At 70.2% G+C, this 22,613-nt stretch carries 25 protein-coding genes; 15 read left to right on the forward strand and 10 right to left on the reverse strand.

Annotation, left to right across the window (positions count from 1 at the left end; translation table 11 throughout):
• Window positions 1-23: 23 nt before the first annotated feature.
• From ACZ1DY_RS30635 to ACZ1DY_RS30645, 3 genes are read right to left on the reverse strand one after another with little or no spacing between them, the layout of a single operon-like run.
• Window positions 24-251 carry a hypothetical protein gene (locus ACZ1DY_RS30635; protein ID WP_039795309.1) on the reverse strand — a complete coding sequence of 76 codons (228 nt, stop codon included), beginning with the start codon at window positions 249-251 and terminating at the stop codon, window positions 24-26.
• Window positions 244-1,095 carry a phosphoribosylaminoimidazolesuccinocarboxamide synthase gene (locus ACZ1DY_RS30640; RefSeq protein ID WP_034321413.1) on the reverse strand — a complete coding sequence of 284 codons (852 nt, stop codon included), beginning with the start codon at window positions 1,093-1,095 and terminating at the stop codon, window positions 244-246. Before ACZ1DY_RS30640 ends, ACZ1DY_RS30635 begins: the two co-directional genes overlap by 8 nt.
• Complete coding sequence (locus ACZ1DY_RS30645) at window positions 1,092-1,841, reverse strand: GntR family transcriptional regulator (protein WP_192741087.1); 750 nt, start codon at window positions 1,839-1,841, stop codon at window positions 1,092-1,094. The genes ACZ1DY_RS30640 and ACZ1DY_RS30645 overlap by 4 nt, the downstream gene beginning before the upstream one ends.
• 170 nt (window positions 1,842-2,011) lie before the next feature.
• Between ACZ1DY_RS30645 and ACZ1DY_RS30650 the strand changes: the two genes are divergently transcribed.
• Window positions 2,012-2,416 carry a hypothetical protein gene (locus ACZ1DY_RS30650; RefSeq protein WP_465481723.1) on the forward strand — a complete coding sequence of 135 codons (405 nt, stop codon included), beginning with the start codon at window positions 2,012-2,014 and terminating at the stop codon, window positions 2,414-2,416.
• On the opposite strand, the gene ACZ1DY_RS30655 is transcribed toward ACZ1DY_RS30650, so the two are convergent.
• Window positions 2,413-3,081, reverse strand: coding sequence for an IspD/TarI family cytidylyltransferase (locus ACZ1DY_RS30655; RefSeq protein ID WP_465485732.1), 669 nt, complete (start codon window positions 3,079-3,081; stop codon window positions 2,413-2,415). The genes ACZ1DY_RS30650 and ACZ1DY_RS30655 overlap by 4 nt on opposite strands.
• A gap of 93 nt (window positions 3,082-3,174) precedes the next feature.
• Here ACZ1DY_RS30655 and cobT point away from each other — a divergent pair, with 93 nt between their 5' ends.
• On the forward strand, window positions 3,175-4,251 hold the full coding sequence (cobT, locus tag ACZ1DY_RS30660) for a nicotinate-nucleotide--dimethylbenzimidazole phosphoribosyltransferase (protein ID WP_257485321.1): 1,077 nt from the start codon (window positions 3,175-3,177) through the stop codon (window positions 4,249-4,251).
• 282 nt (window positions 4,252-4,533) lie between these two features.
• On the opposite strand, the gene ACZ1DY_RS30665 is transcribed toward cobT, so the two are convergent.
• Window positions 4,534-5,637: a branched-chain amino acid aminotransferase gene (locus ACZ1DY_RS30665; protein WP_465481724.1), complete on the reverse strand. Its 1,104-nt coding sequence runs from the start codon at window positions 5,635-5,637 to the stop codon at window positions 4,534-4,536.
• Window positions 5,638-5,753: 116 nt separating this feature from the next.
• On the opposite strand from ACZ1DY_RS30665, the gene ACZ1DY_RS30670 reads away from it, so the two are divergent.
• Complete coding sequence (locus ACZ1DY_RS30670) at window positions 5,754-6,074, forward strand: hypothetical protein (RefSeq protein WP_465481725.1); 321 nt, start codon at window positions 5,754-5,756, stop codon at window positions 6,072-6,074.
• On the opposite strand, the gene ACZ1DY_RS30675 is transcribed toward ACZ1DY_RS30670, so the two are convergent.
• Both ACZ1DY_RS30675 and ACZ1DY_RS30680 read right to left on the reverse strand, forming a co-directional pair.
• A complete protein-coding gene (locus ACZ1DY_RS30675) occupies window positions 6,071-6,697 on the reverse strand; it encodes a DUF402 domain-containing protein (protein WP_465481726.1) in 627 nt (208 codons plus the stop codon). The genes ACZ1DY_RS30670 and ACZ1DY_RS30675 overlap by 4 nt on opposite strands.
• The gene (locus ACZ1DY_RS30680; RefSeq protein ID WP_465481727.1) at window positions 6,690-7,544 is read right to left on the reverse strand and encodes a hypothetical protein; all 855 of its coding nucleotides are present in this window, start codon (window positions 7,542-7,544) and stop codon (window positions 6,690-6,692) included. Before ACZ1DY_RS30680 ends, ACZ1DY_RS30675 begins: the two co-directional genes overlap by 8 nt.
• Window positions 7,545-7,677: 133 nt before the next feature.
• Between ACZ1DY_RS30680 and ACZ1DY_RS30685 the strand changes: the two genes are divergently transcribed.
• Window positions 7,678-9,180 carry a leucyl aminopeptidase gene (locus tag ACZ1DY_RS30685; protein ID WP_465481728.1) on the forward strand — a complete coding sequence of 501 codons (1,503 nt, stop codon included), beginning with the start codon at window positions 7,678-7,680 and terminating at the stop codon, window positions 9,178-9,180.
• A gap of 83 nt (window positions 9,181-9,263) precedes the next feature.
• Window positions 9,264-10,247: an SMI1/KNR4 family protein gene (locus ACZ1DY_RS30690; RefSeq protein WP_465481729.1), complete on the forward strand. Its 984-nt coding sequence runs from the start codon at window positions 9,264-9,266 to the stop codon at window positions 10,245-10,247.
• A 250-nt stretch (window positions 10,248-10,497) separates the two neighbouring features.
• Here ACZ1DY_RS30690 and ACZ1DY_RS30695 read toward each other — a convergent pair whose 3' ends face one another.
• Window positions 10,498-10,842: a hypothetical protein gene (locus ACZ1DY_RS30695; protein ID WP_034324128.1), complete on the reverse strand. Its 345-nt coding sequence runs from the start codon at window positions 10,840-10,842 to the stop codon at window positions 10,498-10,500.
• 214 nt (window positions 10,843-11,056) lie between these two features.
• On the opposite strand from ACZ1DY_RS30695, the gene lpdA reads away from it, so the two are divergent.
• From lpdA to lipB, 7 genes are all read left to right on the forward strand, one after another.
• Window positions 11,057-12,430, forward strand: a complete 1,374-nt coding sequence (gene lpdA, locus ACZ1DY_RS30700; RefSeq protein ID WP_126733821.1) for a dihydrolipoyl dehydrogenase — start codon at window positions 11,057-11,059, stop codon at window positions 12,428-12,430.
• Window positions 12,431-12,486: 56 nt separating this feature from the next.
• A complete protein-coding gene (gene sucB, locus ACZ1DY_RS30705; protein WP_257485314.1) occupies window positions 12,487-14,253 on the forward strand; it encodes a 2-oxoglutarate dehydrogenase, E2 component, dihydrolipoamide succinyltransferase in 1,767 nt (588 codons plus the stop codon).
• Between the two features lie 154 nt (window positions 14,254-14,407).
• Window positions 14,408-15,478, forward strand: a complete 1,071-nt coding sequence (locus ACZ1DY_RS30710) for a serine hydrolase (RefSeq protein WP_465481730.1) — start codon at window positions 14,408-14,410, stop codon at window positions 15,476-15,478.
• A gap of 22 nt (window positions 15,479-15,500) precedes the next feature.
• A complete protein-coding gene (locus tag ACZ1DY_RS30715) occupies window positions 15,501-15,998 on the forward strand; it encodes an ArsR/SmtB family transcription factor (RefSeq protein WP_465481731.1) in 498 nt (165 codons plus the stop codon).
• Window positions 15,999-16,012: 14 nt separating this feature from the next.
• Window positions 16,013-16,897 (forward strand): TIGR01777 family oxidoreductase, encoded by an 885-nt coding sequence (locus ACZ1DY_RS30720; protein ID WP_465481732.1) that lies wholly within the window; start codon window positions 16,013-16,015, stop codon window positions 16,895-16,897.
• Window positions 16,894-17,508 (forward strand): phosphatase PAP2 family protein, encoded by a 615-nt coding sequence (locus tag ACZ1DY_RS30725; RefSeq protein WP_126737773.1) that lies wholly within the window; start codon window positions 16,894-16,896, stop codon window positions 17,506-17,508. Before ACZ1DY_RS30720 ends, ACZ1DY_RS30725 begins: the two co-directional genes overlap by 4 nt.
• Window positions 17,509-17,518: 10 nt before the next feature.
• Window positions 17,519-18,262, forward strand: a complete 744-nt coding sequence (gene lipB / locus ACZ1DY_RS30730; RefSeq protein ID WP_126737774.1) for a lipoyl(octanoyl) transferase LipB — start codon at window positions 17,519-17,521, stop codon at window positions 18,260-18,262.
• 64 nt (window positions 18,263-18,326) lie between these two features.
• Here lipB and ACZ1DY_RS30735 read toward each other — a convergent pair whose 3' ends face one another.
• Entirely contained in the window at window positions 18,327-19,262 is a 936-nt protein-coding gene (locus tag ACZ1DY_RS30735; protein ID WP_465481733.1) for an LLM class F420-dependent oxidoreductase, read from the reverse strand.
• Window positions 19,263-19,287: 25 nt separating this feature from the next.
• Window positions 19,288-19,905, reverse strand: a complete 618-nt coding sequence (locus ACZ1DY_RS30740) for a TetR/AcrR family transcriptional regulator (RefSeq protein ID WP_093938700.1) — start codon at window positions 19,903-19,905, stop codon at window positions 19,288-19,290.
• Window positions 19,906-20,037: 132 nt separating this feature from the next.
• Here ACZ1DY_RS30740 and ACZ1DY_RS30745 point away from each other — a divergent pair, with 132 nt between their 5' ends.
• The 3 genes from ACZ1DY_RS30745 to lipA are packed head-to-tail and all read left to right on the forward strand — an operon-like array spanning window position 20,038 to window position 22,606.
• The gene (locus tag ACZ1DY_RS30745; protein WP_257485308.1) at window positions 20,038-20,568 is read left to right on the forward strand and encodes a hypothetical protein; all 531 of its coding nucleotides are present in this window, start codon (window positions 20,038-20,040) and stop codon (window positions 20,566-20,568) included.
• A 42-nt stretch (window positions 20,569-20,610) separates the two neighbouring features.
• A complete protein-coding gene (locus tag ACZ1DY_RS30750; protein WP_257485307.1) occupies window positions 20,611-21,567 on the forward strand; it encodes an oxidoreductase in 957 nt (318 codons plus the stop codon).
• 37 nt (window positions 21,568-21,604) lie between these two features.
• Window positions 21,605-22,606 carry a lipoyl synthase gene (lipA, locus tag ACZ1DY_RS30755; RefSeq protein ID WP_465481734.1) on the forward strand — a complete coding sequence of 334 codons (1,002 nt, stop codon included), beginning with the start codon at window positions 21,605-21,607 and terminating at the stop codon, window positions 22,604-22,606.
• Window positions 22,607-22,613: the final 7 nt, after the last annotated feature.

Raw genomic sequence — 22,613 nt, forward strand, 5'->3', positions numbered from 1 at the left:
CAGCCGACCAACCGCGACAGAGGTCAGTCGCCGTGCACCCGGGACTGGTACGCGATCTGGCCGTCGAGGTCGAGGGCGTCACCGGGGGCGCGCAAGGGATCGATGCCCAAGCCCCGCAGCAACCTGCTCGCGCCGGCGACCCGGTCACCGGTCCGGCCGTCGAGCCGTTCCGGCCGGTGACCCCGCTGGATCAGCAGGCCCTCGACGTCGTCGATCAGCCGGTACGGGTCGTAGACCTGCTGTTCAGGCATGACCACCACCGGGAATCCAGGTCTTCCCGGTGATCCTTTCGTAGACCTCGGTGTAGCGCTTGCGGGTCGCCTCGACGATCTCGTCCGGGATGGCCGGCCCGGGCGGCGTCTTGTCCCAGCCGGTGGTCGTGGACCAGTCGCGGACGAACTGCTTGTCGAACGCGTGCTGTGTGCGGCCGGGCTCGTACTCGTCGGCGGGCCAGAACCGCGACGAGTCCGACGTGAGCACCTCGTCCCCGAGCGTCAGCACACCGTCGGCGTCGAATCCGAATTCGATCTTGGTGTCGGCGATGATGATGCCGTTCTTCGCCGCGTGCTCCGCGCCCTTGGTATAGACCTCCAGCGTCAGCTCGCGGAGGCGGTCCGCGGTCTCCTTGCCGATCTCGTTCACGACGTCGGCGAAGGTCATGAACTCGTCGTGGCCGGTGTCGGAGATCTTCGTGGTCGGCGTGAAGATCGGCTCGGGCAGCTTGTCCGCCTCGACGAGACCGGCGGGCAGTTCGACGCCGGAAACCTTGCCGTCGCGCCGGTATTCGCGCATTCCGAGGCCGGTGAGATAACCGCGCGCGATGCACTCGACCTGGATCATCTTCAGCGGTTTGCACCGCATGGCGCGGCCGGCGAATTCGGCGGGGACGTCCGTCGTGGAGAGGACGTGATTCGGCACCACGTCGGCCATCTTTTCGAACCACCAGGCGGAAAGCTGGTTCAGCAGCGCGCCTTTGTCCGGGATCGGGGTCGGCAGCGAGACGTCGTAGACCGAAACGCGATCCGAGGCGACGAGCAGAATGTCGCCGTCGATTTCGTAAAGGTCCCGGACCTTACCCGCGTGAATGTGCTTCATGCCCCGTCCTCGATGTTGTATTCGTAGAAAATCCAGTGGTCCGGCAAGGCCGCCGATTCGCCGTACTCGAGTACGTCACCCTCGGCGGACATGAACCTGTTGCGACTCAACAGAATCGCCGAACCTTCGGCCACGCCGAGTTCCGCCGCGTCCTCGGCACCCGCCAGCCCCGCGGCGTGCTGAGAATGAGTCGAGGTCAGAACCCGGCCTGTCCGGTCCGCCACATACTTGACCGTTCCTTCGACGATCCGCACCGGCTCGAAGAGCAACGGAGCCTTCGACGCGACAGCGCCGTCGAACCACGAGACCGACGTCGACACCGGCCGGCCTTCGCTCGCGTACGTGGTCCTGCGCCGCCGGATCACCGGAGCGCCTTCATCGATTCCGAGCGCGCCCGCCACCCTGTCCGGCGCCGGCAGCAGGCCGGCTTCACGGATTTTCGCGTAGTGGCCCGGCGGATAGACCTTGCCGGTTCGCGCGATCGAGATCGTCCGATCGTGCGCGGAGCGGTGCAGTGTCCTGGTCTGCACCACTGTGCCGACGCCGCGTACCGCGCGCACCAGACCTTCGGCGCGCAGCGTCGAAAGCACCTTCATGGCCGTCGCCATCGCGACGTTCCAGTTCCTGGCTATCTCACGCGCGGACGGGACCGCGTCGCCTTCCTTGAGCCTGCCCGAAACGATGTCGTCGCGAATGTTGCCCGCGATCTGGAGATACGGCGGTTCGGGTCGATCGACGGCGGGCAAGGTGACTCCTCACAAGGTCGCGCGGTGCGCACAAGCGTTCTAGCACACCAATGGGCGAGCACCAAGGATCCTGCTCACACCCCATTATTACGTACTAGTACACATTCTGGACGGTGCTCTAGTACACCTGTTACTCTCCGAGAAGTTCCCGAAACCCGTTGGGGGGCTCGATGAACCATCTGAGCATCGACGAACTGCTCGAAGAGCTTCGAAGACGCAGGTGGGTCGTCTACATCTTCGGCCCCCGGGAGGAACCGGAGGTCTGTGCCGCGGTCTTCCAATGGGACACCTGCGCCGACGTCCTCATCCTCCGCGGCGAGGAACGGGCGAGCGCGTTCCGCGTCACGACGCTCCCGGACACGGACGTCTTCCACCCCGCGCTCGTCTCGTGGCAGTACCACTCCACGGCCGACTGGACCCTGCGCGCCGTGCTCACCATCCCGGCGCCCGGCGACGCCGCCGCGCCGATCCAGCTGCTGCAACCACATCCGGACTGCGTGATCCCGATGGAGGCACGAAGGCCGGTCACGATCCTGCCCGCCATACCGACCAAGGCCGACCAGGGAGATCCCTAACCTCGGCCGATCACCTGCTCGGCGACAACGAGGTCGTGCGGGTAGGTGATCTTGAGGTTCTCCGCGCTGCCCGGAACCCACCGCACCGGCAGCGCGGAGAACCTTTCCATGCACGAAGACGTGTCCGTGCCGACGAAACCCTCACGCTCGGCCGTTTCGTAGGCTTCGAGCAACGGGGCGGCGCGGAAACCCTGCGGTGTCTGCACCCTGATCGCCCCGGGCAGCGCGCCGGAAACCGTGTCGCCGTCGACCCGCACGATGTCGTCGGCCGCGACGCCGGGCACCGCTCCGCCGTGGCGCCGGGTGGCGGCGAGGACGTCCGCGATCAGTTCCGGCGTGACGAGCGGACGGGCCGCGTCGTGCAGCAGTACCGCGTCGATCTCGCCGCCCTCGATGCGGGAAGCCAAGTGTCGCAAGGCGTTCAGCTCCGAGCCCTGGCGCGTCGCGCCACCGTGGACGAGTTCGACCTCGCCCGGATGCGCGGCGAGCACCTCCTGCGCGAGTTCGGTGTCCTGCGGCCGGATGACCAGCACGAGCACGTCGATCCCGGGCACGCGGGCGAAGGCGGCGAGCGACCACGCGACGATCCGTTCGCCCGCCACCGGCAGGTACACCTTGTTGAGCTTGGCGCCGACCCGGGTGCCCGCGCCGCTCGCGAGCACCACCCCGGCGGCCTTCGTCTGAGCCACAGGCAACTCTTGCACAGGCGGGTGGGTAGGTTGGGCCCGGCCACCGAAGCGATCCGAAGGGGCAGGGCGTTGAACGACGAAATCCTCGAGTTCGCCGAAGTCGAGCAGCCTGACGAACACGCGCGCTCGGCGGCGATCGCCCTGCACTCGAAACTGATCAAACCGGCCGGTTCGCTGGGCAGGCTCGAAGAACTGGGCGTATGGGTCGCGGCCTGCCAGGGCCAGTCGCCGCCGCGGCCGTTCACGCGGCCACGGGTCGTGGTGTTCGCCGGGGATCACGGCATCGCGGCGAAGGGCGTCTCGGCCTATCCGAGTGAGGTCACCGCGCAACTCGTCGGCAGCATGCTGACCGGCGGCGCGGCCATCAACGTCCTCGCGGCGTCGGCCGGCGCGAGCGTCCGGGTCGTCGACATGTCCGTCGACAGCGACGCCCCCGCGACGCGGTCGATCGGCGAGTTCAAGGTGCGGCGCGGCTCCGGCTCGATCGACGTCGAGGACGCGCTGACCGACGAGGAGGCGCGTGCCGCCGTCCGCGCGGGCCGGGCGATCGCCGACGCCGAGGTCGACGGCGGGGCCGATCTGCTCATCGCGGGAGACCTCGGGATCGGCAACAGCACGCCCGCCTCGGTGCTGGTCGCGGCGCTGACCGGCAGTGAGCCGGTGGCCGTCGTCGGCCGCGGTTCGGGGATCGACGACAACGCCTGGATGCGCAAGGCCGCGGCGGTCCGGGACGCGCTGCGGCGTGCGCGGACCGTGCTGGCCGACCCGGTCGCCCTGCTGCGCACCGCCGCGGGCGCCGACATCGCCGCGATGGCGGGGTTCCTCGCGCAGGCCTCGCTCCGCAAGACGCCGGTGATCCTGGACGGGCTGGTCGCCTCCGCGGCCGCGCTGGTCGCCGAGGAACTCGTCCCCGGCGCGCGCCAGTGGTGGGCGGCGGGCCAGCGTGGCGGCGAACCCGCGCACGCGCTGGCGCTGGAGCACCTCGACCTGGAGCCGATCCTGGACTTGGACGTGCGCCTCGGCGAGGGGACGGGCGCGGTCGCGGCGCTGCCGCTGGTGTTCATGGCGACGCGGGTGCTGGCGGAGATGGCCACGCACGAGCAGGCCGGGGTGAGCGGGCCGCTGATCGAGGCCCCCGCTTCCTGACGCTGACGCCCCCTCCTGGATGTCATGAAAGGGTCGTTCAGGACGTTTCTTGTCCTGAACGACCCTTTCATGACACTGGGGACGGTTCAGCCTCACGGGAGTCCGAGGCTGGCGCACACGTCGCGAAAGCCACTTTCGGGACGTGTGGCGTCCCGAAAGTGGCTTTCGCGACACCGGCCACGACGACCGCGAACAGCCGCGACCGGGCGACCAGCTCAAGTACGTGAAGGCCCCCTTCACTGCGTCTAGCGCAATGAAGGGGGCCTTCACGTACTTCGAGCGTCAGCCCAACGGGTACATCCAGCCTTCCGGGGCGGGCCGGGTGCCCTCCTGGATCCCGGTCAGCGCGCCGCGCAGCTTCATCGTCAGCTCGCCGGGCTGCCCGCCCGCGACGGAGAACTCGCCGCCCGCGTGCTTCACGTGCCCGACCGGCGTGATGACCGCCGCGGTCCCGCAGGCGAACACCTCGGTCAGCTCGCCGGAAGCCGCCGCCTTCTCCCACTCGTCAGTGGAGACGCGCCGCTCCTCGACCCGGTGCCCGAACGACTTCGCCAGCTCCAGCAGCGACTTGCGGGTCACGCCCGGCAGCAGCGACCCGGTCAGTTCCGGGGTCACGACGCGGGCCTCGTCACCGGAGCCGAAGACGAAGAACAGGTTCATCCCGCCCATTTCCTCGACCCAGCGCCGCTCGACCGCGTCGAGCCACACGACCTGGTCGCAGCCCTTCTCCACGGCCTGTGCCTGCGCGACGAAGGACGCCGCGTAGTTGCCCGCGCATTTCGCTTCGCCGGTGCCGCCGGGGACAGCGCGCACGTACTCGGTCGAGAGCCAGACGCTCACGGGCTTCACGCCGCCGGAGAAGTACGAGCCGGCGGGCGAGCCGATCAGCGCGTAGAGGTACTCGTTCGCGGGCCGGTTTACGCCGAGCCCGGCTTCGGTGGAGATCATGAACGGCCGCAGGTACAGCGACTCGCCCGGCTTCGTCGGCACCCAGCGGCTGTCGACCGCGATCAGCTCGCGGATCGAGTCGAGGAAGGTCTCCACCGGCAGCTGCGGCATGGCGAGCCGCTCGGCCGAGTTACGGAAGCGGATCGCGTTCGCGTCGGGGCGGAACGCCGCGATCGTGCCGTCGGGCTGGCGGTACGCTTTGAGGCCTTCGAAGATCGCCTGGCCGTAGTGCAGCACGGAAGTCGCCGGGTCCAGCGCGAAGGGCGCGTACGGCCCGACGGTCGCCTCGTGCCAGCCCTGCTCGGCGCTCCATTTCACGGTCACCATGTGGTCGGTGAAGTGCAGGCCGAAGCCGGGTGCGGCCAATACGTCCGCGACGCGTTCCGGGCTCGCGGGGCTCGGGTGCGGGAGGTGGGTGAACTGCGTCGAGGTCGTCATGGCTAAGACGATAACGCTTGGTCGGACCCACGTTAGTCGGACGTCCGCATATCTTTACCTCCCTCGATCCGTCCGTCACGACGAACACGGGAGGTCCTCGCCCCTAGGATGGCGGCGTGACGTACAACCAGATGCAGCCCGCCCACCCGGCCCAGCCGGCCAAGTCCGCCACCCCCGGCACGGGGGCCGACGTCAAGACCTTCGTGACGGCTGTGCTGCTCACCTTCGGCACCGGCGTGCTGATGATGGACGGCTGGGCCCTGCTCGACAGCGGCTTCGGCGCGTTCCTCGGACTGGTCGCCGGCGGTTTCGGCATCTTCTGGTGGAAGAGCATCCACGGCAAGGTGTTCCCGCGCGAGCTGTCCACCAAGTCGGTGGTCATCCTCACGGTGATCAACGTCGTGCTGGTGCTGCTCCTGCTGCTGCAGGTGAGCTAGAGCAACCCCTCGGGGAGGCCGGGCGCCGGCCAGTCCGGGTCGGGCCGGAAGTCGGTCCACGTGCCGTCGAAGGGGAACCGCCCGGCGTCCGCGAGCGCCCCGATCCGCTCGCCCTCGGCGCGCAGCCGTTTCAGCTGACCGGCGGTGATGCGACCGGCGAGGACGGCTTCCTCCGCCTCGTCCTCGTCCTTCCACTGCCAGCGTCCGCCGGGCTCGACGGCGACGTCGAGGATGCCGTCGATGCGGTCCGGTCCCGACGGCGTGCGCCCCAGCGGGACCTCGAGGTTGACGTACCAGTTCAGGAAACGGCCGCCGGCGTCGAAGAACCACCAGACCGACGACCATTCGTCGTCGGCGATGCGGCGCAGCGTCGAGGTGTCGCGCCAGAAATCGGCCACGCGCACCCTCGGCACCCGGAACCGCTCCTCGAGCGGCGCCTCGCGGAAGAGCCGCCCGTCGGCGAGCCTGCTGCCGACGATCGGGGTGTCCGCGGGCAGCCAGCCGAGCAGCACGGTGCCGTCGTCGGAGATCACGCGCAGCGGGTGGTGCTGGCCGATCGAGCCGTCCGGTCGCAGGAAGCGTTCGACGACCGTGTCGCCCGGGGTCCAGTGAGGATCACGCACGCCTTGAACGGTACCGACGGGCACGGAACCGTAGAACCAGTTCGGCGAGCGTTCCCACTCCCGCGAGGCCGAGGGCCACGACCGGCCCAGCGAAGGCCGCGGCGACGGCCACGATCAGTCCACAAGCGAGTGTCGCCTTCGGACGTTCCGGGGAAAGCCGCTCGCGGCCGTCGGTGAAGGCGTCCACCGCGACGGGGACGGTCGCCACGGCGGCCACGACGGTCAGCACCGGCAGCAACGAGACCGCGTCGGCCGCGGCGAGGAGCTCACGGAACGACGTCGCCGAAAGCCCCAGCCGGATCGGTCCCAGCTGGTAGAGCGCGACGACGGTGATCGCGACGGCCACGGCGCCCACCGCGGCGGCGCGGCCCGCGCCGGGACGGCGGGGCAGCAGGAACGGCAGCAGCACCAGCACGGCGAGGCCCAGTCCGGGCACGGACGGCGGGTCCGGCGCGATGAACTGCGCCAGCGGCGGGATCCCCACGCAGATCGCGATCAGCGACGCGGCGGCGGCCAGCAGCAGGCCGGTGACCCAGCGGGCGGCGTAGTCGCCGAGGCGGACACCCGCCAGGTCGGCGACGGTCACCACGACGGCGAACACCGCGGCGGCGGCACCCGGCGCGGACGGGAAGAGGTACTGGCCGAACGTCGTCGCGAAGACGAGGACCAGGCCCAGCCGTGAAACGGAGCCTGCGATCCGGTCGGGCCGGGTGTCGCCCACCGGCGGCAGCAATGCCTCCGCCGCGACGGCGAGCACGCCCGCGATCACGACGGCGACCAGTACCCAGTAATCCGCTCCGGAGGTGCCCGCCGCCAGTGCGATGAGCAGACCGCCCGCCAACCGCACGCCGTCTCCCTTCCGGTGTCATCCAGTTACCCGATCGGCCCCGCTGTTACCCCAGGTCCCGCTGTCATTAGCATGGCTCACGATCCAACCGGGCGGCCGCCCGGTACCACCGCGAACGCGCGAGGAGCCAGAAGTGACCGTGCCGAAGCTTGCCCTGACCGAGAACGCCGAAGCGGCGCTTGCCAAGACGCGCGCCGACGTCGTCGTCATCGGAACCCTGCAGGGCGAGGACGGCCTGGCCCTCGCCGCCGGTTCCTCCGTGGCCGACGCCGCCTTCGACGGCAAGCTCGCCGACGTCCTCGGCACCCTCGGCGCGTCCGGCAAGGCCGACGAGGTCGTCAAGGTACCGACGCTGGGCAAGCTGTCCGCCGGGGTCGTGCTGGCCGTCGGCCTCGGCAAGGCGGGCGCGGACGGCGTCACCGCCGAGCAGGTCCGCCGGGGCGCCGGTGCCGCCGCGCGGGCGCTGAGCGGGACCGACCGCGCGTTCGTCACGCTGTCGGCGATCGACCTGCAGGCCGCCGTCGAGGGCACCGTGCTCGGCGCGTACTCCTTCACCGAGTACCGCTCCGAGAAGGGTGACGCCCCGGTCGCCAAGGTCGACTTCGTGAGCCCCGAGGAGGGCACCGCCAAGGACCACAAGGCGACGCTGAAGGCCGCCGGCCTGATCGCCGAGTCGGTCATCGTCGCCCGCGACCTGATCAACACCCCGCCGAACGACCTGTTCCCCGCCTCCTTCGCCGACCGCGCGAAGACGCTGGCCGAGGCGAACAACCTCGACTTCGAGGTCCTCGACGAGAAGGCCCTCAAGCGCAAGGGCTTCGGCGGCATCCTCGGCGTCGGCGGCGGTTCGTCGCGGCAGCCGCGCCTGCTGCGCATCGCCTACAAGCCCGCGAAGGCCTCGAAGAAGGTCGCGCTGGTCGGCAAGGGCATCACCTTCGACTCGGGCGGCATCTCGATCAAGCCCGCCGCGAACATGGACCACATGACCTCGGACATGTCGGGCGCGGCCGCCGTGCTCGCCTCCGTGGTGCTGGCCGCGAAGCTGAAGTACCCGCTCGAGGTCGTCGCGCACATCCCGCTGGCGGAGAACCTGCCCTCGGCCACCTCGTACCGGCCGGGCGACGTGCTCAGCATGTACGGCGGCAAGACCGTCGAGGTGCTCAACACCGACGCCGAAGGCCGTCTCGTGCTGGCCGACGCCATCGTGCGCGCGGGCGAGGAGAACCCCGACTACCTGATCGAGACCTCGACCCTGACCGGCGCGCAGGTCGTCGCGCTGGGCAACCGCACCGCGGGCGTCATGGGCTCGGACGAATTCCGCGACCGCGTCGCCTCGATCGCGCAGGCCACCGGTGAGGGCGGCTGGGCCATGCCGCTGCCCGAGGAGCTGCGCGCCGACCTCGACTCGCGCCTCGCCGACCTGGCCAACGTCACCGGGCACCGCTGGGGCGGCATGCTCGCCGCGGGCATCTTCCTGCGCGAGTTCGTCACCGACGGCCTGCCCTGGGCGCACATCGACATCGCGGGCCCGTCGTTCAACACCGCCGGGCCGTGGGGTTACACCGGCAAGGGCGGCACCGGCGTCCCGGTCCGCACCATCGCCGCGGTCCTCGCGGACATCGCCGCGAACGGCTGATCCTTTTCGCGCGTGAAGGCCCCCTTCCCTCGGCTGAGCCGAGGGAAGGGGGCCTTCACGCGCTTTGTGGCAAGGTCGGTGCCGTGGACAGGGACGCGTATCTCGAAGGCGCGATCAGGGACGTGCTCAGCGGCGACGACGCGGCGCTCGACGACCGGATCGCGCACGCGGCACTGCTGTTCGCCGCGTCCGGGGCGATGGCGGACGCCGACCGGCTGGTCACGCATTGGCACGCGCTCACCGAACGTCCCGTCACGGCGCTGGTTCCCAGCGCCGTGCAGGCCCGCGCGTGGGCGATGCTCTTCGAAGCGCGAGGAGCGCACCCGGACTGGGCCGCGGGGATGATCCCGCTCGATCTCGACGCGGAGGAACGCGCGCACGACGAGTACCTCGCCCGGCGGGTGTCCGATCTCGACGGTCTGCTCGGCGGCTCCCCGATCGGCGAGGCCGTCTCGCATCTCGGGCCGTCGCGCCCGGACCGGTTGCGCGAAGCCGTCGCGCGAGGCGATCTGGACGCCTGGGCGGAGATCGCGTCGCGCCAGGGCCGCCCGGACGTCGCCGTGCTCGCCGCGACCCGGCGTCTCGCGCCGCGGCTCGCCGGCGGCGCGGACCCGCTAGGGCTCGGCGGCTGGACCGAAGTGTGCGCCGGGGCGCTGGTCGCTGCGCTGTACGAGCGCTACCCGCCGGACACCGGCTCCTGGCGCGAGATGATCGCGGGCATCCTGCGGCTGCGCGGCGGCGGCACCGCTCCCCCTGCCGCGTCGCTTCGCACCATCGGCGGCGCCGAGGCGCGGCTCGGCCTCCGGCTGCCCGACGACTACCGCGAGTTCCTGCAGACCTGCGACGGCCTGCCCGCCGACGTCGTCTTCCCGCGGCTGCTCGGGACCGCGGAACTCCGCGCGGAAGGCGGTGTCGTCGTGATCGCGGACCCGGCCGTCGTACTGCTGACGGCCGCCGGCGACGAGTGGCGGACGGTCGAGATCGACCCGGCGCTGGGCACGACGGTCCATCCGACGTTCCGGGCGCTGCTGGAGCGGCACTTGCTCCTTTTGGCGCAATCCGCATAGGCGCCGGGCCCGATTCGGTCCGGTCTCTCCGCGGTCGCGTCGTCCATCCAGTCACGCGTGTCGTCCGCCGGATCACGCGAGATCGCCGGTGCCGACTTCGCGAGTGGATCCCAAACTCCCGCGGCCGTGTCGCGAAAGCCACTTTCGGGACATCAGACGTCGCGAGAGTGGCTTTCGCGACGCCCTGGATTGCGGCCGGCGTCGTGAGTGGCTAGGACGGTTAGAACCGTCCTAGCCACTCACGAGGGCCTCAGGCTTCGCCGCGCTTCTTCCGCTCGGTGTACTCCCGCATCCGCTTCGGGTAACCGACCCGCGCCACCTCGTACACCGGGATCGACCGTTTGCGGCCGAACTGCTGAGCCGCGTCCAGGCTCTCGATCCGGCGCCGGGTCCATTCGCCGTCGTGGGCGATCAGGACGACGGTGGTCTCCGTGACGTTGGTCTTGGGCTCGACATAAGCCTCGACGCCGGTCCGTGAAGCGGCCCACTCCTCAAGATGCTTGAAGTCGTTCGAAGAGGCTTTCCGCAGCGTACCGGGCTTCTGCCCGCCTTTAGAGCGCCGGCGCAGCGAGTCGAACAGACCCACTCCGACCACCTCACTTCCCAGTAGCGTCCGGTGCCCATTATCCCGACTCGCGTGTGTGCTCACCGTGGCGACCCTGGCGGGCCGTGTCCCGTGGGTCACAGGACGCGGCCTAGGTCGCAGCCTCTCCATACGTAGTGACAAGATGGCAAGTGTCCGCGCGCGCGTATACCGCGCGAAGCGGCGCCAGAGCACCACCCCTACCGCTTGCCGAGGAGTTATTGAAGTGACCGACACCTCCGCCGACCTTGTGATCCTGGGTGGCGGATCGGGCGGCTACGCCGCCGCGTTCCGCGCGGCCGAGCTGGGCCTTTCCGTCACCCTGATCGAAAAGGACAAGCTTGGCGGGACGTGCCTCCACCGAGGCTGCATCCCGACCAAGGCCCTCCTGCACGCGGCGGAGGTCGCCGACGAGACCCGCGACGCCGAGACCTTCGGTGTCAAGGCCGTGCTGGAAGGCATCGACATCGCCGGCGTCAACAAGTACAAGGACGGGATCATCTCGCGCCTGTACAAGGGCCTCCAGGGCCTGGCCAAGGCGCACAAGGTGAACCTCGTCGAGGGCACCGGGACGTTCGTCGGCGGCACGACCGTCGAGGTCGACGGCACCCGCTACACCGGCAAGAACGTCATCCTGGCCACCGGCTCGTACTCGAAGACCCTGCCCGGCCTGGAGCTGGGCGGCCGCATCATCGCGAGCGAGCAGGCGCTTTCGCTGGACTACATCCCGAAGAAGGTCATCGTCCTCGGCGGTGGTGTCATCGGTGTCGAATTCGCGTCCGTCTGGGCGTCCTTCGGCGTCGACGTCACCATCGTGGAGGCGCTGCCCCGCCTGGTCCCGAACGAGGACGAGTACGCGTCCAAGCAGCTCGAGCGCGCTTTCCGCCGTCGCAAGATCGCCTTCAAGACCGGCGTCCGGTTCACCGGCGCCAAGCAGGACGACAACGGCGTCAGCGTGTCGCTGGAGTCCGGCGAGACGCTCGAAGCCGACCTGCTGCTGGTCGCCGTCGGCCGTGGCCCGAACTCGGCCGGGCACGGCTACGAGGAGGCCGGCGTCAAGATGGAGCGCGGCTTCGTCCTCACCGACGACCGCCTGCGCACCAACCTGCCGAACGTCTACGCCGTCGGTGACATCGTCCCCGGCCTGCAGCTCGCGCACCGCGGGTTCCAGCAGGGCATCTTCGTCGCGGAGGAGATCGCCGGCCAGGAGCCGCGCGTGATCGACGAGAGCGGCATCCCGCGCGTCACCTACTCGCACCCCGAGGTCGCTTCGGTCGGCCTCACCGAGTCGCAGGCGAAGGAGAAGTACGGCTCCGACGTCACCACCTTCACCTACGACCTCGGCGGCAACGGAAAGAGCCAGATCCTCAAGACCTCCGGTGGGGTCAAGCTGATCAAGGCTCCGGACGGGCCGGTCGTCGGCGTGCACATGGTGGGCGACCGCGTCGGCGAGCTGATCGGCGAAGCGCAGCTGATCTACAGCTGGGAGGCGTTCCCCGAGGACGTGGCTCCCCTCATCCACGCGCACCCCACGCAGACCGAGGCCCTCGGTGAAGCGTTCCTCGCCCTCGCGGGCAAGCCGCTGCACGTCCACAGCTGACGTCTCACCGTCGAAGAACCAGACCAAGCAAGACATATCAAGGGAGTCAGCGAACGATGGCCTACTCCGTCACGTTGCCGGAGCTCGGTGAGAGCGTCACCGAGGGCACCGTCACCCGGTGGTTGAAGCAGGAGGGCGACACCGTCGAGGTCGACGAGCCGTTGCTCGAGATCTCCACGGACAAGGTCGACACCGAGGTCCCGTCCCCGGTCGCCGGCAAGGTCGTGAAGATCAGCGCTCAGGAGGACGAGACCGTCGAGGTCGGCGGCGAGCTCGCCGTCATCGACGACGGGACCGGCGGGGTGCCGGAGTCCTCCGGTTCCGCCGAGCCGGCCGCCGAAGAGGCGCAGCCCGAGCCGGAGCCGGAGCCCGCGAAGGAAGAGGCTTCCGCTCCGTCCCAGCCGGACACCGCGCCGGCTTCGGGCGGCGAAGGCACCGAGGTGAAGCTGCCCGAGCTGGGCGAGAGCGTCACCGAGGGCACCGTCACCCGGTGGCTCAAGCAGGTCGGCGAGAGCGTCGAGGTCGACGAGCCGCTGCTCGAGATCTCCACGGACAAGGTCGACACCGAGGTCCCGTCCCCGGTCGCCGGCACCGTGCTGGAGATCCGCGCCGGTGAGGACGAGACCGTCGAGGTCGGCGGGGTGCTCGCGGTGATCGGTGCCGCCGGTTCCGCCCCGGCCCCGAAGGCCGAGCCCAAGCCGGAACCCAAGCCCGAGCCGAAGCCGGAACCCAAGCCGGAACCGAAGCCCGAGCCCAAGGCCGAAGCGGCTCCCGCGCCGAAGCCCGCCCCGGCTCCGCAGGCCGCCCCGGCCCCCAAGGCCGAGGCCCCGAAGCCGGCGGCGAGCAGCGACAACGGCTCGGACAACGCGCCGTACGTGACGCCGCTGGTCCGCAAGCTCGCTTCGGAGCACGGCATCGACCTGTCGTCGCTGTCCGGCAGCGGTGTCGGTGGCCGTATCCGCAAGCAGGACGTGCTCGCGGCCGCCGAGGCCAAGCAGAAGGCCGCCCCGGCTCCCGCCGCGCAGCCCGCTGCCGCCCCGGCCCCCGCCGCCGCCCCGTCGGCTCCGCGCAAGGCCGCGGTTTCGCCGGAGCTCGCGGCGCTGCGCGGCACCGTGCAGAAGGCCAGCCGGATCCGTCAGATCACCGCCACGAAGACCCGCGAGTCGCTGCAGGTTTCCGCGCAGCTCACGCAGGTCCACGAGGTCGACGTCACGAAGATCGCCAAGCTCCGCCAGCGGGCGAAGGCGGCCTTCAAGGAGCGCGAGGGCGTCAACCTGACGTTCCTGCCGTTCTTCGCGAAGGCCACCGTCGAGGCGCTCAAGCAGCACCCGAACGTCAACGCGTCCTACAACGAGGACACGAAGGAGATCACCTACCACGGTGCGGTGCACCTGGGGATCGCGGTGGACACCGAAAAGGGTCTGCTGTCGGTGGTCATCCACGACGCGGGTGAGCTCAGCCTCGCCGGTCTCGCGCACCGCATCGCCGACCTGGCGGGCCGCGCGCGTTCGGGCCAGATCAAGCCGGACGAGCTGTCGGGCGGCACCTTCACGATCACGAACATCGGCTCCAACGGCGCGCTGTTCGACACGCCGATCATCGTGCAGCCGCAGTCCGGCATGCTCGGTACCGGCGCGGTCGTGAAGCGCCCGGTCGTGATCGCGGACGCCGACGGCAACGACACGATCGCCGTCCGGTCGATGGCGTTCCTGCCGCTGACCTACGACCACCGCCTGGTGGACGGGGCCGACGCGGGCCGCTTCGTCACGACGATCAAGCAGCGTCTGGAAGAGGGCAACTTCGAGGACGAGCTCGGTCTCTGACCCTCGGGTAGTCGATCAAGGCCCTCGTCCCGCTTCGGCGGGGCGGGGGCCTTCCTCTTTCTCCCCGCATTTCGTCCTCTGGATGCGGGGTTTGACAGACACCTCGGACTCTAGTATTCCGGAATTACGGAAAACAAGAGGGAGGATGTCACCCATGCTGACCAGACGCCATCTGCTGGCGGGCGCCGCCGCGGGATCGGCCGCGTTGCTGCTGCCGGGAACCGCGACCGCGGCCCAGCCGGACACGAAGACCGAACAGGGCTGGCTCGACTGGATCGCCGCCCACCGCGGCGACGTCTCCGTCCTGATCGACGACGGCGCGGGCCGCCGTGCCGCGCGCAACGCCGGCGTCCGGCGCGTTCTGGCGTCATCGGTCAAGGTCGTGCATCTCAGCGCGTACGCCGAAAGCCGGCTCGACCCGAAGGAAGAGATCCGGGTGGGCGACTGGGACGCCCACCATCCCTTCGTCGCCGACGGCCGTGCGCATTTCCAGGCGCTCAACTGGCTTGGCATCCCCTGCGACGACTTCGGCATCGCCAAGGACCCCGAGCAGCGCGTCCCCTTGGCGAGGCTCGCCGAAGCGATGATCCTCTTCAGCGACAACGCCGCCACGGACTATCTCCGCGTCCGCCTCGGCGACCCCGCCCTCCGGCGGGCGGCCGCGCGAGGCGGCTGGTTCCGGCCGGACACCCGTTCGCTCGGTGGCGAGGTCCTGATGCTGATGATGCCGGAGTACGCGCCCCCGCCCGGCAGCCCGGTCGCCGTCCGGCGGGCGATGGGCGACGCGGTCGCGCGCCGGTTCGTCCGTGATCCGGGGTTCCGCGCCGAAGCCTTCCAGCGCTGGCCGAGTATGCCGGGCACCTCCGACGCCCAATGGCCGTGGGTCAAGGGACACGGCCAGGGCTCGGCTTCGGATCTGTTCTCGCTTCACCGCAGTATCGCGAAGGGCCTCTACACCCCCGCGCGCGAGATCCTCGCGAAGCCGCTCGCGGACCGCGTACCACCGGGAGCGAGTGAAGTGCTCTTCAAGGGCGGAAGCCTGCCGCTTTCGCTGACGCTCGGACTTTCCGTCCGCTGGCCGGGCGGACGTTCGGGCACGGCGGCGGTCCTGCTCACCGGTGTGAGCGACCAGGACATGCAGAACGCCCTGCCGCTCATCGACCTCGTGCTCGCGGCGCTGTCCGACCCGGCCCGGTTCACCGCCCTGGAACGAGCGCTTCACTGAGGCGGCGGTATAGATAACCGGTATGAACGCCGAGTTCGCCGAGCGGATCGCAGCCCTCGAAGCACGGGTCGCCGCGCTCGAAGGAGGACCCAGCCGGCAGACCGAACCGGCGGCGGGTCCCGGTGGCCTGGTCGGCTACCACGGCGAACTCACCGAGCCCGTCGAACTGAGCTGGGCGATCAACGTCACGCCCGGCCCGATGCTGGCGTTCGAGGACGGGCCGCGGGTCGAAGTGCTCGCGGCCCTGTCCAGCACCGCGCGCGTGGCACTCGTGCGGACGCTGGCCGAGAAGGGCGCGCAGACCGCGCCCGCCCTTCAGGAGGCCGCCGAACTCGGGTCGCCGGGGCAGCTGTACCACCACCTCAAGGCGCTGACCGGCGCCGGGATCGTCGAGCAGGACAAACGCGGCAGTTACCGGCTCCGGCCCGCCGCGACGATCCCGGTGCTGGTGCTGCTCACCGCCGCGTCCGACGTCGCCGGGCAACTGAAGAACCTGAGCGTGCGGCCGGATCGCGGATAGGACACGATCGGATCATGCGAGTTCTGATCGCGGGCGCGAGCGGACTGATCGGCACCTCCCTCACGACACGGTTACGCCGTTCCGGGCACGAAGTGGTCCGTCTCGTCCGCCGGGAGGAGCGGGCGGCCGACGAACGCCGCTGGGATCCCCCGGCTGGCGTGATCGCGGACGGCGCGCTCGACGGGGTCGACGCCGTCGTGAACCTCGCGGGAGCGCCGCTGCTGCCCGGACGCTGGAGCGCGGCCCGCAAACAGGTCCTCCTCGACAGCCGGGTCGAACCGACCGAGGTCCTCGCGGAAGCCGTCGCCGAACACGGGATCCCCGTGCTGGTCAACGCCTCCGCCGTCGGCTACTACGGCGACGCCGGTCCGTCCCTTGTGGACGAAACGAGTCCGGTAGGCAGCGGTTTCCTCGCCGAGCTCTGCACCGCGTGGGAAGGCGCCACCGAGACCGCGGCCACCGCCGGCGCCCGGGTCGTGCGTATCCGCACCGGGCTGGTGCTCGCGCGCGAAGGCGGGCTACTGGACGTCCTGCGCCCGCTGTTCCGCCTGGGACTCGGCGGGAAACTCGGTGACGGCAAGCAATACATGCCGTGGATCTCGCTCGACGACGAGGTCGGCGCGATCGTTTTCGCGCTGGAGAACGAAACGCTGTCCGGCGCGGTCAACCTTTCCGGCCCGCAGCCCGCCACGAACGCCGCCTTCACGAAGGCGCTGGGCCGCGCCGTGCACCGGCCGGCGATCTGGCAGGTGCCCGGTTTCGCCATGAAGATCGCCCTCGGGCAAGCGGCCGAGGAGATGGCGCTGTTCGGGCAACGTGCCATGCCGCGTGTGCTGGAGGAGGCGGGATACGCGTTCCGCCATCCGACCCTCGAGGACGCGCTGGCCGCCGCGACATGACCGTGCGGCGCGGTCTGTACACCCTCGCCGGGTTCGTCCTGCTGCTCGGTTTCGTCGTCCTCGGGCTGTCCGTCGACGAGCGGCCGCCGCCGGTGGACGTCGCGCTCGCCGACGCGTTCCGCGGCCAGCACACCAGGCCCGCTGGTCAGGTGGCGGGCCTGGTCACGAACGTCCTCGGCCCGGTCCTGCCGTTCGCGCTGGGCGCGGTGCTGGCGGTGCTCGCCTGGCGCCGCCGGGACCTGACCGTGCTGTGCGTCAAACTCGCCGTCGTCCTGCTGCTGTGCCGCATGACCAGCCTGATCGCGAAACCGGCCTTCTACCGGGAGCGGCCGCGTGAATTCCCCGATCTGAGTTATCCGAGCGGGCATGTGGTCGCCGTCGCGTGCACCGGGTTCGTCGCGGTACTGCTGTGCGCGTGGACCCGTCCGCACCTCACGCGCCTGGCGATCACGATCGCCGCCGCGGCGACGGTGGCGGGTGCCCTCTGCCGCATCGTGCTGGGCGTCCACTGGCTGACCGACACGGCGGGCTCCGTGCTCGCGGTGGGCGGCGTCGGCCTGATCGCGGCGGCCGGGCTGGGCCTGCTCCCCCTGCCGAAAGACCCGGCGTAGTGTCGCTGACGTGAGCTCTTCGACCACGTCATGCCGCGCCTCCGCCGAGCCCGTCGACGTCCGCGAGATCGGGACGATCGACTACACCGAAGCCTGGGAACTCCAGCGAGAGCATGTGACGGCGCGTGCCGACGGTGACGGCCCGGACACCATGCTGCTGCTGGAGCACCCGTCGGTGTACACCGCGGGCAAGCGCACCGAAGCCGAGGACCGCCCGACCGACGGCACCCCGGTGATCGACGTCGACCGCGGCGGCAAGATCACCTGGCACGGGCCGGGCCAGCTGGTCGGGTACCCAATCGTCAAACTCGCCGACCCGATCGACGTCGTGCACTACGTGCGGCGGCTCGAAGAGGCCCTGATCACCGTCTGCGACCAGCTCGGCGTGCACACCGGCCGGGTCGAGGGCCGCAGCGGCGTCTGGATCCCCGCCGACGACCGCGGCCCGGAGCGGAAGATCGCCGCGATCGGCATCCGCGTCCAGCGCGGCGTGACCATGCACGGTTTCGAGCTGAACTGCAACGCCGACCTGGGCGCCTTCGACAAGATCGTCCCGTGCGGCATCCGGGACGCGGGCGTGACGTCGCTTTCCTACGAGCTCGACCGCGAGGTCACCGTGGCGTCGGTGCTGCCGATGGCGCGCGACGCCGTCCTCGCGGCGCTGGAAGGCGACCTGCCCGTGAGTGACGAGCGTTGGCTGCCGCGCCCCGAAGCCCCGGCCGCCCCCGGCGTCACCTTCGCCCTGCAGAACTGAGAAGCGCGTGAAGGCCCCCTTCCCTCGGCTGAGCCGAGGGAAGGGGGCCTTCACGCGCTAAGCGTCAGTCCAGCTGAGGAGCGACCTCGGAGGCGATCAGCTCGATCTGGTCCAGATCCGAGAGGTCCAGCAGCTGCAGGTAGAGCCGGGTGATCCCGGTCTTCTCCCGCCACAGCCCGACCTTCTCGACGACCTCCGACGGCGTCCCCGCGAGCCCGTTCTCCCGCAGCTCGGTCACCTCGCGCCCGAGCACCGAAGCGCGCTTCGCGACCTCGGCGTCGTCACGGCCCACGGCCACGACGAGCGCGGCCGAGCGGATGATCTCCTTGGGGTCGCGCCCGATTTCGCGGGCGGCGTCGTCGACGCGGCCGAACTGCGCCGCGGCGACGTCCGGCCCCACGAACGGCAGGTTGAACTCGTCCGCGTAGCGGGCGGCGAGCGCCGGGGTGCGCTTCTTGCCGCCACCACCGATGATCACCGGCGGCCGGGGCCGCTGCGCCGGCTTCGGCAGGCCCGGCGAGCCGACGAGCTTGTAGTGCTCGCCGTCGAAGGAGAACGTCTCCCCCTCCGGCGTCTCCCACAGCCCGGTGACGACGGCGAGCTGTTCGGCATAGCGGTCGAACCGCTCCTTGATCGGCGGCAGGTCGAGGCCGTACGCGGTGTGCTCGTCGTCGTACCAGCCGGAACCGAGGCCGAGTTCGACGCGGCCGCCCGACATCTGATCCACCTGAGCGACCGAGATCGCGAGCACCGACGGATGCCGGAAGGTGGCGGCGGTGACGAGGGTGCCCAGCCGCACGCGGCGGGTCTCGCGGGCGAGCCCCGCGAGGGTGATCCACGCGTCGGTCGGCCCGGGCAGCCCGTTCGCCGAACCCATCTTCAGGTAGTGGTCGCTGCGGAAGAAGGCGTCGTAACCCGCGTCCTCGGTGGCCTTCGCCACCCGGAGCAGGTCTTCGTAACTGGCCCCCTGCTGGGGCTCGGTAAAGATCCTGAGGTCCACGACGGCCACCCTAGCTACGGTGGGGTCAGCTCGCTTTCCCGTGCTCCGCGGGCGGGACACGGCGGAATCCGACGAGCAGCCGCACCAGGACCTCTTCGACCTGGGCGCTGACCTTCTTCGGCTCCGGAGACGAAGCGATCTCGATGGCGGCGCTGGACAACGCGCCGAACAGCAGCCGCGCGGTGACGTCCACCGGGACGTCGTCGACCTCGCCGACCTCGATGAGCGACTGGATCCCGGTACGGACCAGGCCGAAGCTGCACCGCTCCTCCGCCTCGCGCCAGCGCTCCCAGCCCATCACCACCGGCGCCTCGTGGATCGCGATGCGCTGGTACGCCGGGTCGAGGCAGCTCTGCAGGAAACCGCGCAGCCCGGCGAGCGCCCGCTCCCACGGCGAATCGGGGCCGTTCATGATCTTTTCGAGCCGGTCGAAGACCTGGCTCTCGACCGTGTCGAAGGCGGCCTCGAACAGCGCCTGCTTTCCACTGAAATGGTGGTAGAGCGCGCCCTTCGTCACCCTGGCCCGTTTGGCGATCTCGTCGAGAGACGTGCCGGCGTACCCGCGTTTGGTGAACAGCTCCACGGCACTCTCGACGAGCGCCGACCGGGTGGACTCGGAATAGTCCAGCCGCCTTGACCTCAATGTCGCCACCTTCACAACTTTACGCCGCCGGTCCCACTCCATACCCATGGTATGTTGGCTGCTGTCAGGTCCGTACCGGGAGTATGCCGCAAACCTGCGGTATGAACCGGGTCACGGAGGGGAGCCCACATCATGAGCTGGAACGACTTCTACCAGCGGCGCGACATCCTCGAAGCCGCACTGCGCCAGGCGGGTCACCACCCGTCCGACGCGATCTCACTCGAAGAAATCCCTGGCGCCACCAAGTACTTCGCGACCGAGGAAGAGCTTCTGGTCGCGCTTCGGTACAAGTGGAACCAGGTGCTCGCCGGTCGTCTCCGCGCCGAGATGACCGATCCGGACTACGCCGACCAGGACCTCGCGCTCGACCGGGTCGAAGCCGTCACCCGCGCCTGGAACAGCGCCACCGCCGAACACGAGACCCTCCGCGCCGTTCTCGACGCGGCTCTCGACCGGTGCCCCGCGCTGATCCCGGGCCACGAGGCCGAACTGCGCATGCTCGCGCTGACGGCGGGGCTGGCCGACGGCGACGAGCCCGCCGACGAGATCACCAAGGTCGGCAGCGCGTTCGCCGCCCTGCTCCGGCATGGACGGCACGCGAAGCCCGCCCGCCGCCGCAGCCCCATGGGTCACTTGCTCCGTTTGCTCGCGCCGAGCGCCTGATCCGGCGTAGCGGCCCCGCCGACGATGTAGTTAGGTACCGACATGGCTGCTCACGCGCGCTGGACCGAGGCCGACATCCCGGATCAGACCGGCCGGACCGTGTTCGTCACCGGGGCGAACTCGGGGCTCGGGCTGCGCATGTCCGAGGTGCTCGCGGGCAAGGGGGCCCGCGTGCTGCTCGGCTGCCGTTCGCCGGAGCGCGGCGCCAAGGCGCTCGAACAGGTCCGCGCCGTCGCGACCGGTGAAGCCCCCGACCTCGTCCGGCTGGATCTCGCCGACCTGGACTCGGTCCGCGAAGCCGCGAAGAAGGTCCAGGAACTCACCGACGGCAAGCTCGACGTCCTGGTCAACAACGCGGGCGTGATGGCGACCCCGCGCGGCCACACCAAGGACGGTTTCGAGACCCAGTTCGGCACGAACCATCTCGGGCACGCGGTGCTGACCTGGCTGCTGATGCCCTCCCTGCGCAAGGGCTCCGGGGCGCGCGTCGTCACCCTGTCGAGTGTCGCGGCGACAGGCGCGCGCATCGACATCGCGGACCCGAACTTCGAGCGCCGGATGTACAACCCCGGCTCGGCCTACGGCCAGTCGAAACTCGCCAATCAGGTGTTCGCGCTCGAACTGGACCGCAGGCTGCGCGCTGCGGGCGACGACGTCGTCAGCGTGGCGGCGCACCCCGGCTACACCTGGACCGGGCTCGGTTCGGGCATGGCCCGTTCCTATCGCAATCCCGTGGTGCGCGCGCTCGTCGCCGGCGGCAACCGGATCGGCGAGATCTTCATCGCGCAGAACGCCCGCCAGGGCACGCTCCCGCAACTGTTCGCGGCGACTTCCCCCGAGGTCGAAGGCGGCGACTACATCGGCCCGCGCGGGCTCGGCGGGCTTCGTGGCGCGCCGGTCAAGGTGCGGCCGTTGGCCGCCGCGAAGAGCGAGTCGCTCGGCGCCGCGTTGTGGGACGTCACCACCAAGTTGACGGGCGTCACCCCCGACCCCGCGTGAGCGGCGACCACTGCTCCGGCGGGCGTAGGGTGGCGGTGTGAGTGCTGCCCCAGATGGCCGCAAGTTGTTGCGGCTCGAGGTCCGGAATTCCCAGACTCCCATCGAAAAGAAGCCGTCGTGGATCAAGACGCGCGCGAGGATGGGTCCGGAGTTCACCGAACTCAAAGGCCTGGTGCGCCGTGAAGGCCTCCACACCGTCTGCGAAGAAGCCGGGTGTCCCAACATCTACGAGTGCTGGGAAGACCGTGAGGCGACGTTCCTGATCGGTGGGGACCAGTGCACGCGGCGTTGTGACTTCTGCCAGATCGACACGGGTAAGCCGGCGGCGCTGGACCGGACCGAGCCGCGGAAGGTCGCCGAGAGCGTCCAGGCGATGGGCCTGCGCTACTCGACGGTGACCGGTGTCGCGCGTGACGATCTCGAAGACGGTGGCGCGTGGCTGTACGCGGAGACCGTGCGCCAGATCCACGCGCTGAACCCGGGTACCGGTGTCGAGCTGCTGATCCCGGATTTCAACGCGGATCCGGACCAGCTCGCCGAAGTCTTCGGCTCCCGCCCCGAGGTTTTGGCGCACAACGTGGAGACGGTGCCGCGAATCTTCAAGCGCATCCGGCCTGGTTTCCGCTACGCGCGGTCGCTGGAAGTCATCACCCGCGCTCGTGAGGCCGGCCTGGTGACGAAGTCGAACCTGATCCTGGGCATGGGCGAGACCCCGGACGAGGTCGCGCCCGCGATGAAGGACCTGGTCGACGCCGGCTGCGAAATCCTGACGATCACCCAGTACCTGCGGCCGTCACCGAGGCACCACCCGGTGGACCGCTGGGTCAAGCCCGAAGAGTTCGTCGAGCACTCGAACGCCGCCGAGGCCATGGGCTTCGCCGGAGTCATGGCCGGGCCGCTCGTACGCTCGTCGTACCGCGCCGGACGGCTGTTCGCCCAGACGAAGGCCCACCGCGGCGAGCCGTTGTCGGAGAACCTGGCCCACTTGGCCGCCGAAGGTCCCGCCGCGCAGGAAGCCAGCTCGCTGCTGGCGAGGTGACTCCGGT

It is taken from the genome of Amycolatopsis sp. PSD-21, assembly GCF_055561455.1.

Excerpts from the sequence above, each read along its gene's own strand:
- ACZ1DY_RS30635 (WP_039795309.1), bottom strand. The coding sequence starts at position 251 with ATGCCTGAACAGCAGGTCTACGACCCGTACCGGCTGATCGACGACGTC.
- ACZ1DY_RS30640 (WP_034321413.1), bottom strand. The coding sequence starts at position 1,095 with ATGAAGCACATTCACGCGGGTAAGGTCCGGGACCTTTACGAAATCGAC.
- ACZ1DY_RS30650 (WP_465481723.1), top strand. The coding sequence starts at position 2,012 with ATGAACCATCTGAGCATCGACGAACTGCTCGAAGAGCTTCGAAGACGC.
- ACZ1DY_RS30665 (WP_465481724.1), bottom strand. The coding sequence starts at position 5,637 with ATGACGACCTCGACGCAGTTCACCCACCTCCCGCACCCGAGCCCCGCG.
- sucB (WP_257485314.1), top strand. The coding sequence starts at position 12,487 with ATGGCCTACTCCGTCACGTTGCCGGAGCTCGGTGAGAGCGTCACCGAG.
- ACZ1DY_RS30710 (WP_465481730.1), top strand. The coding sequence starts at position 14,408 with ATGCTGACCAGACGCCATCTGCTGGCGGGCGCCGCCGCGGGATCGGCC.
- ACZ1DY_RS30715 (WP_465481731.1), top strand. The coding sequence starts at position 15,501 with ATGAACGCCGAGTTCGCCGAGCGGATCGCAGCCCTCGAAGCACGGGTC.
- ACZ1DY_RS30720 (WP_465481732.1), top strand. The coding sequence starts at position 16,013 with ATGCGAGTTCTGATCGCGGGCGCGAGCGGACTGATCGGCACCTCCCTC.
- ACZ1DY_RS30725 (WP_126737773.1), top strand. The coding sequence starts at position 16,894 with ATGACCGTGCGGCGCGGTCTGTACACCCTCGCCGGGTTCGTCCTGCTG.
- ACZ1DY_RS30745 (WP_257485308.1), top strand. The coding sequence starts at position 20,038 with ATGAGCTGGAACGACTTCTACCAGCGGCGCGACATCCTCGAAGCCGCA.
- ACZ1DY_RS30750 (WP_257485307.1), top strand. The coding sequence starts at position 20,611 with ATGGCTGCTCACGCGCGCTGGACCGAGGCCGACATCCCGGATCAGACC.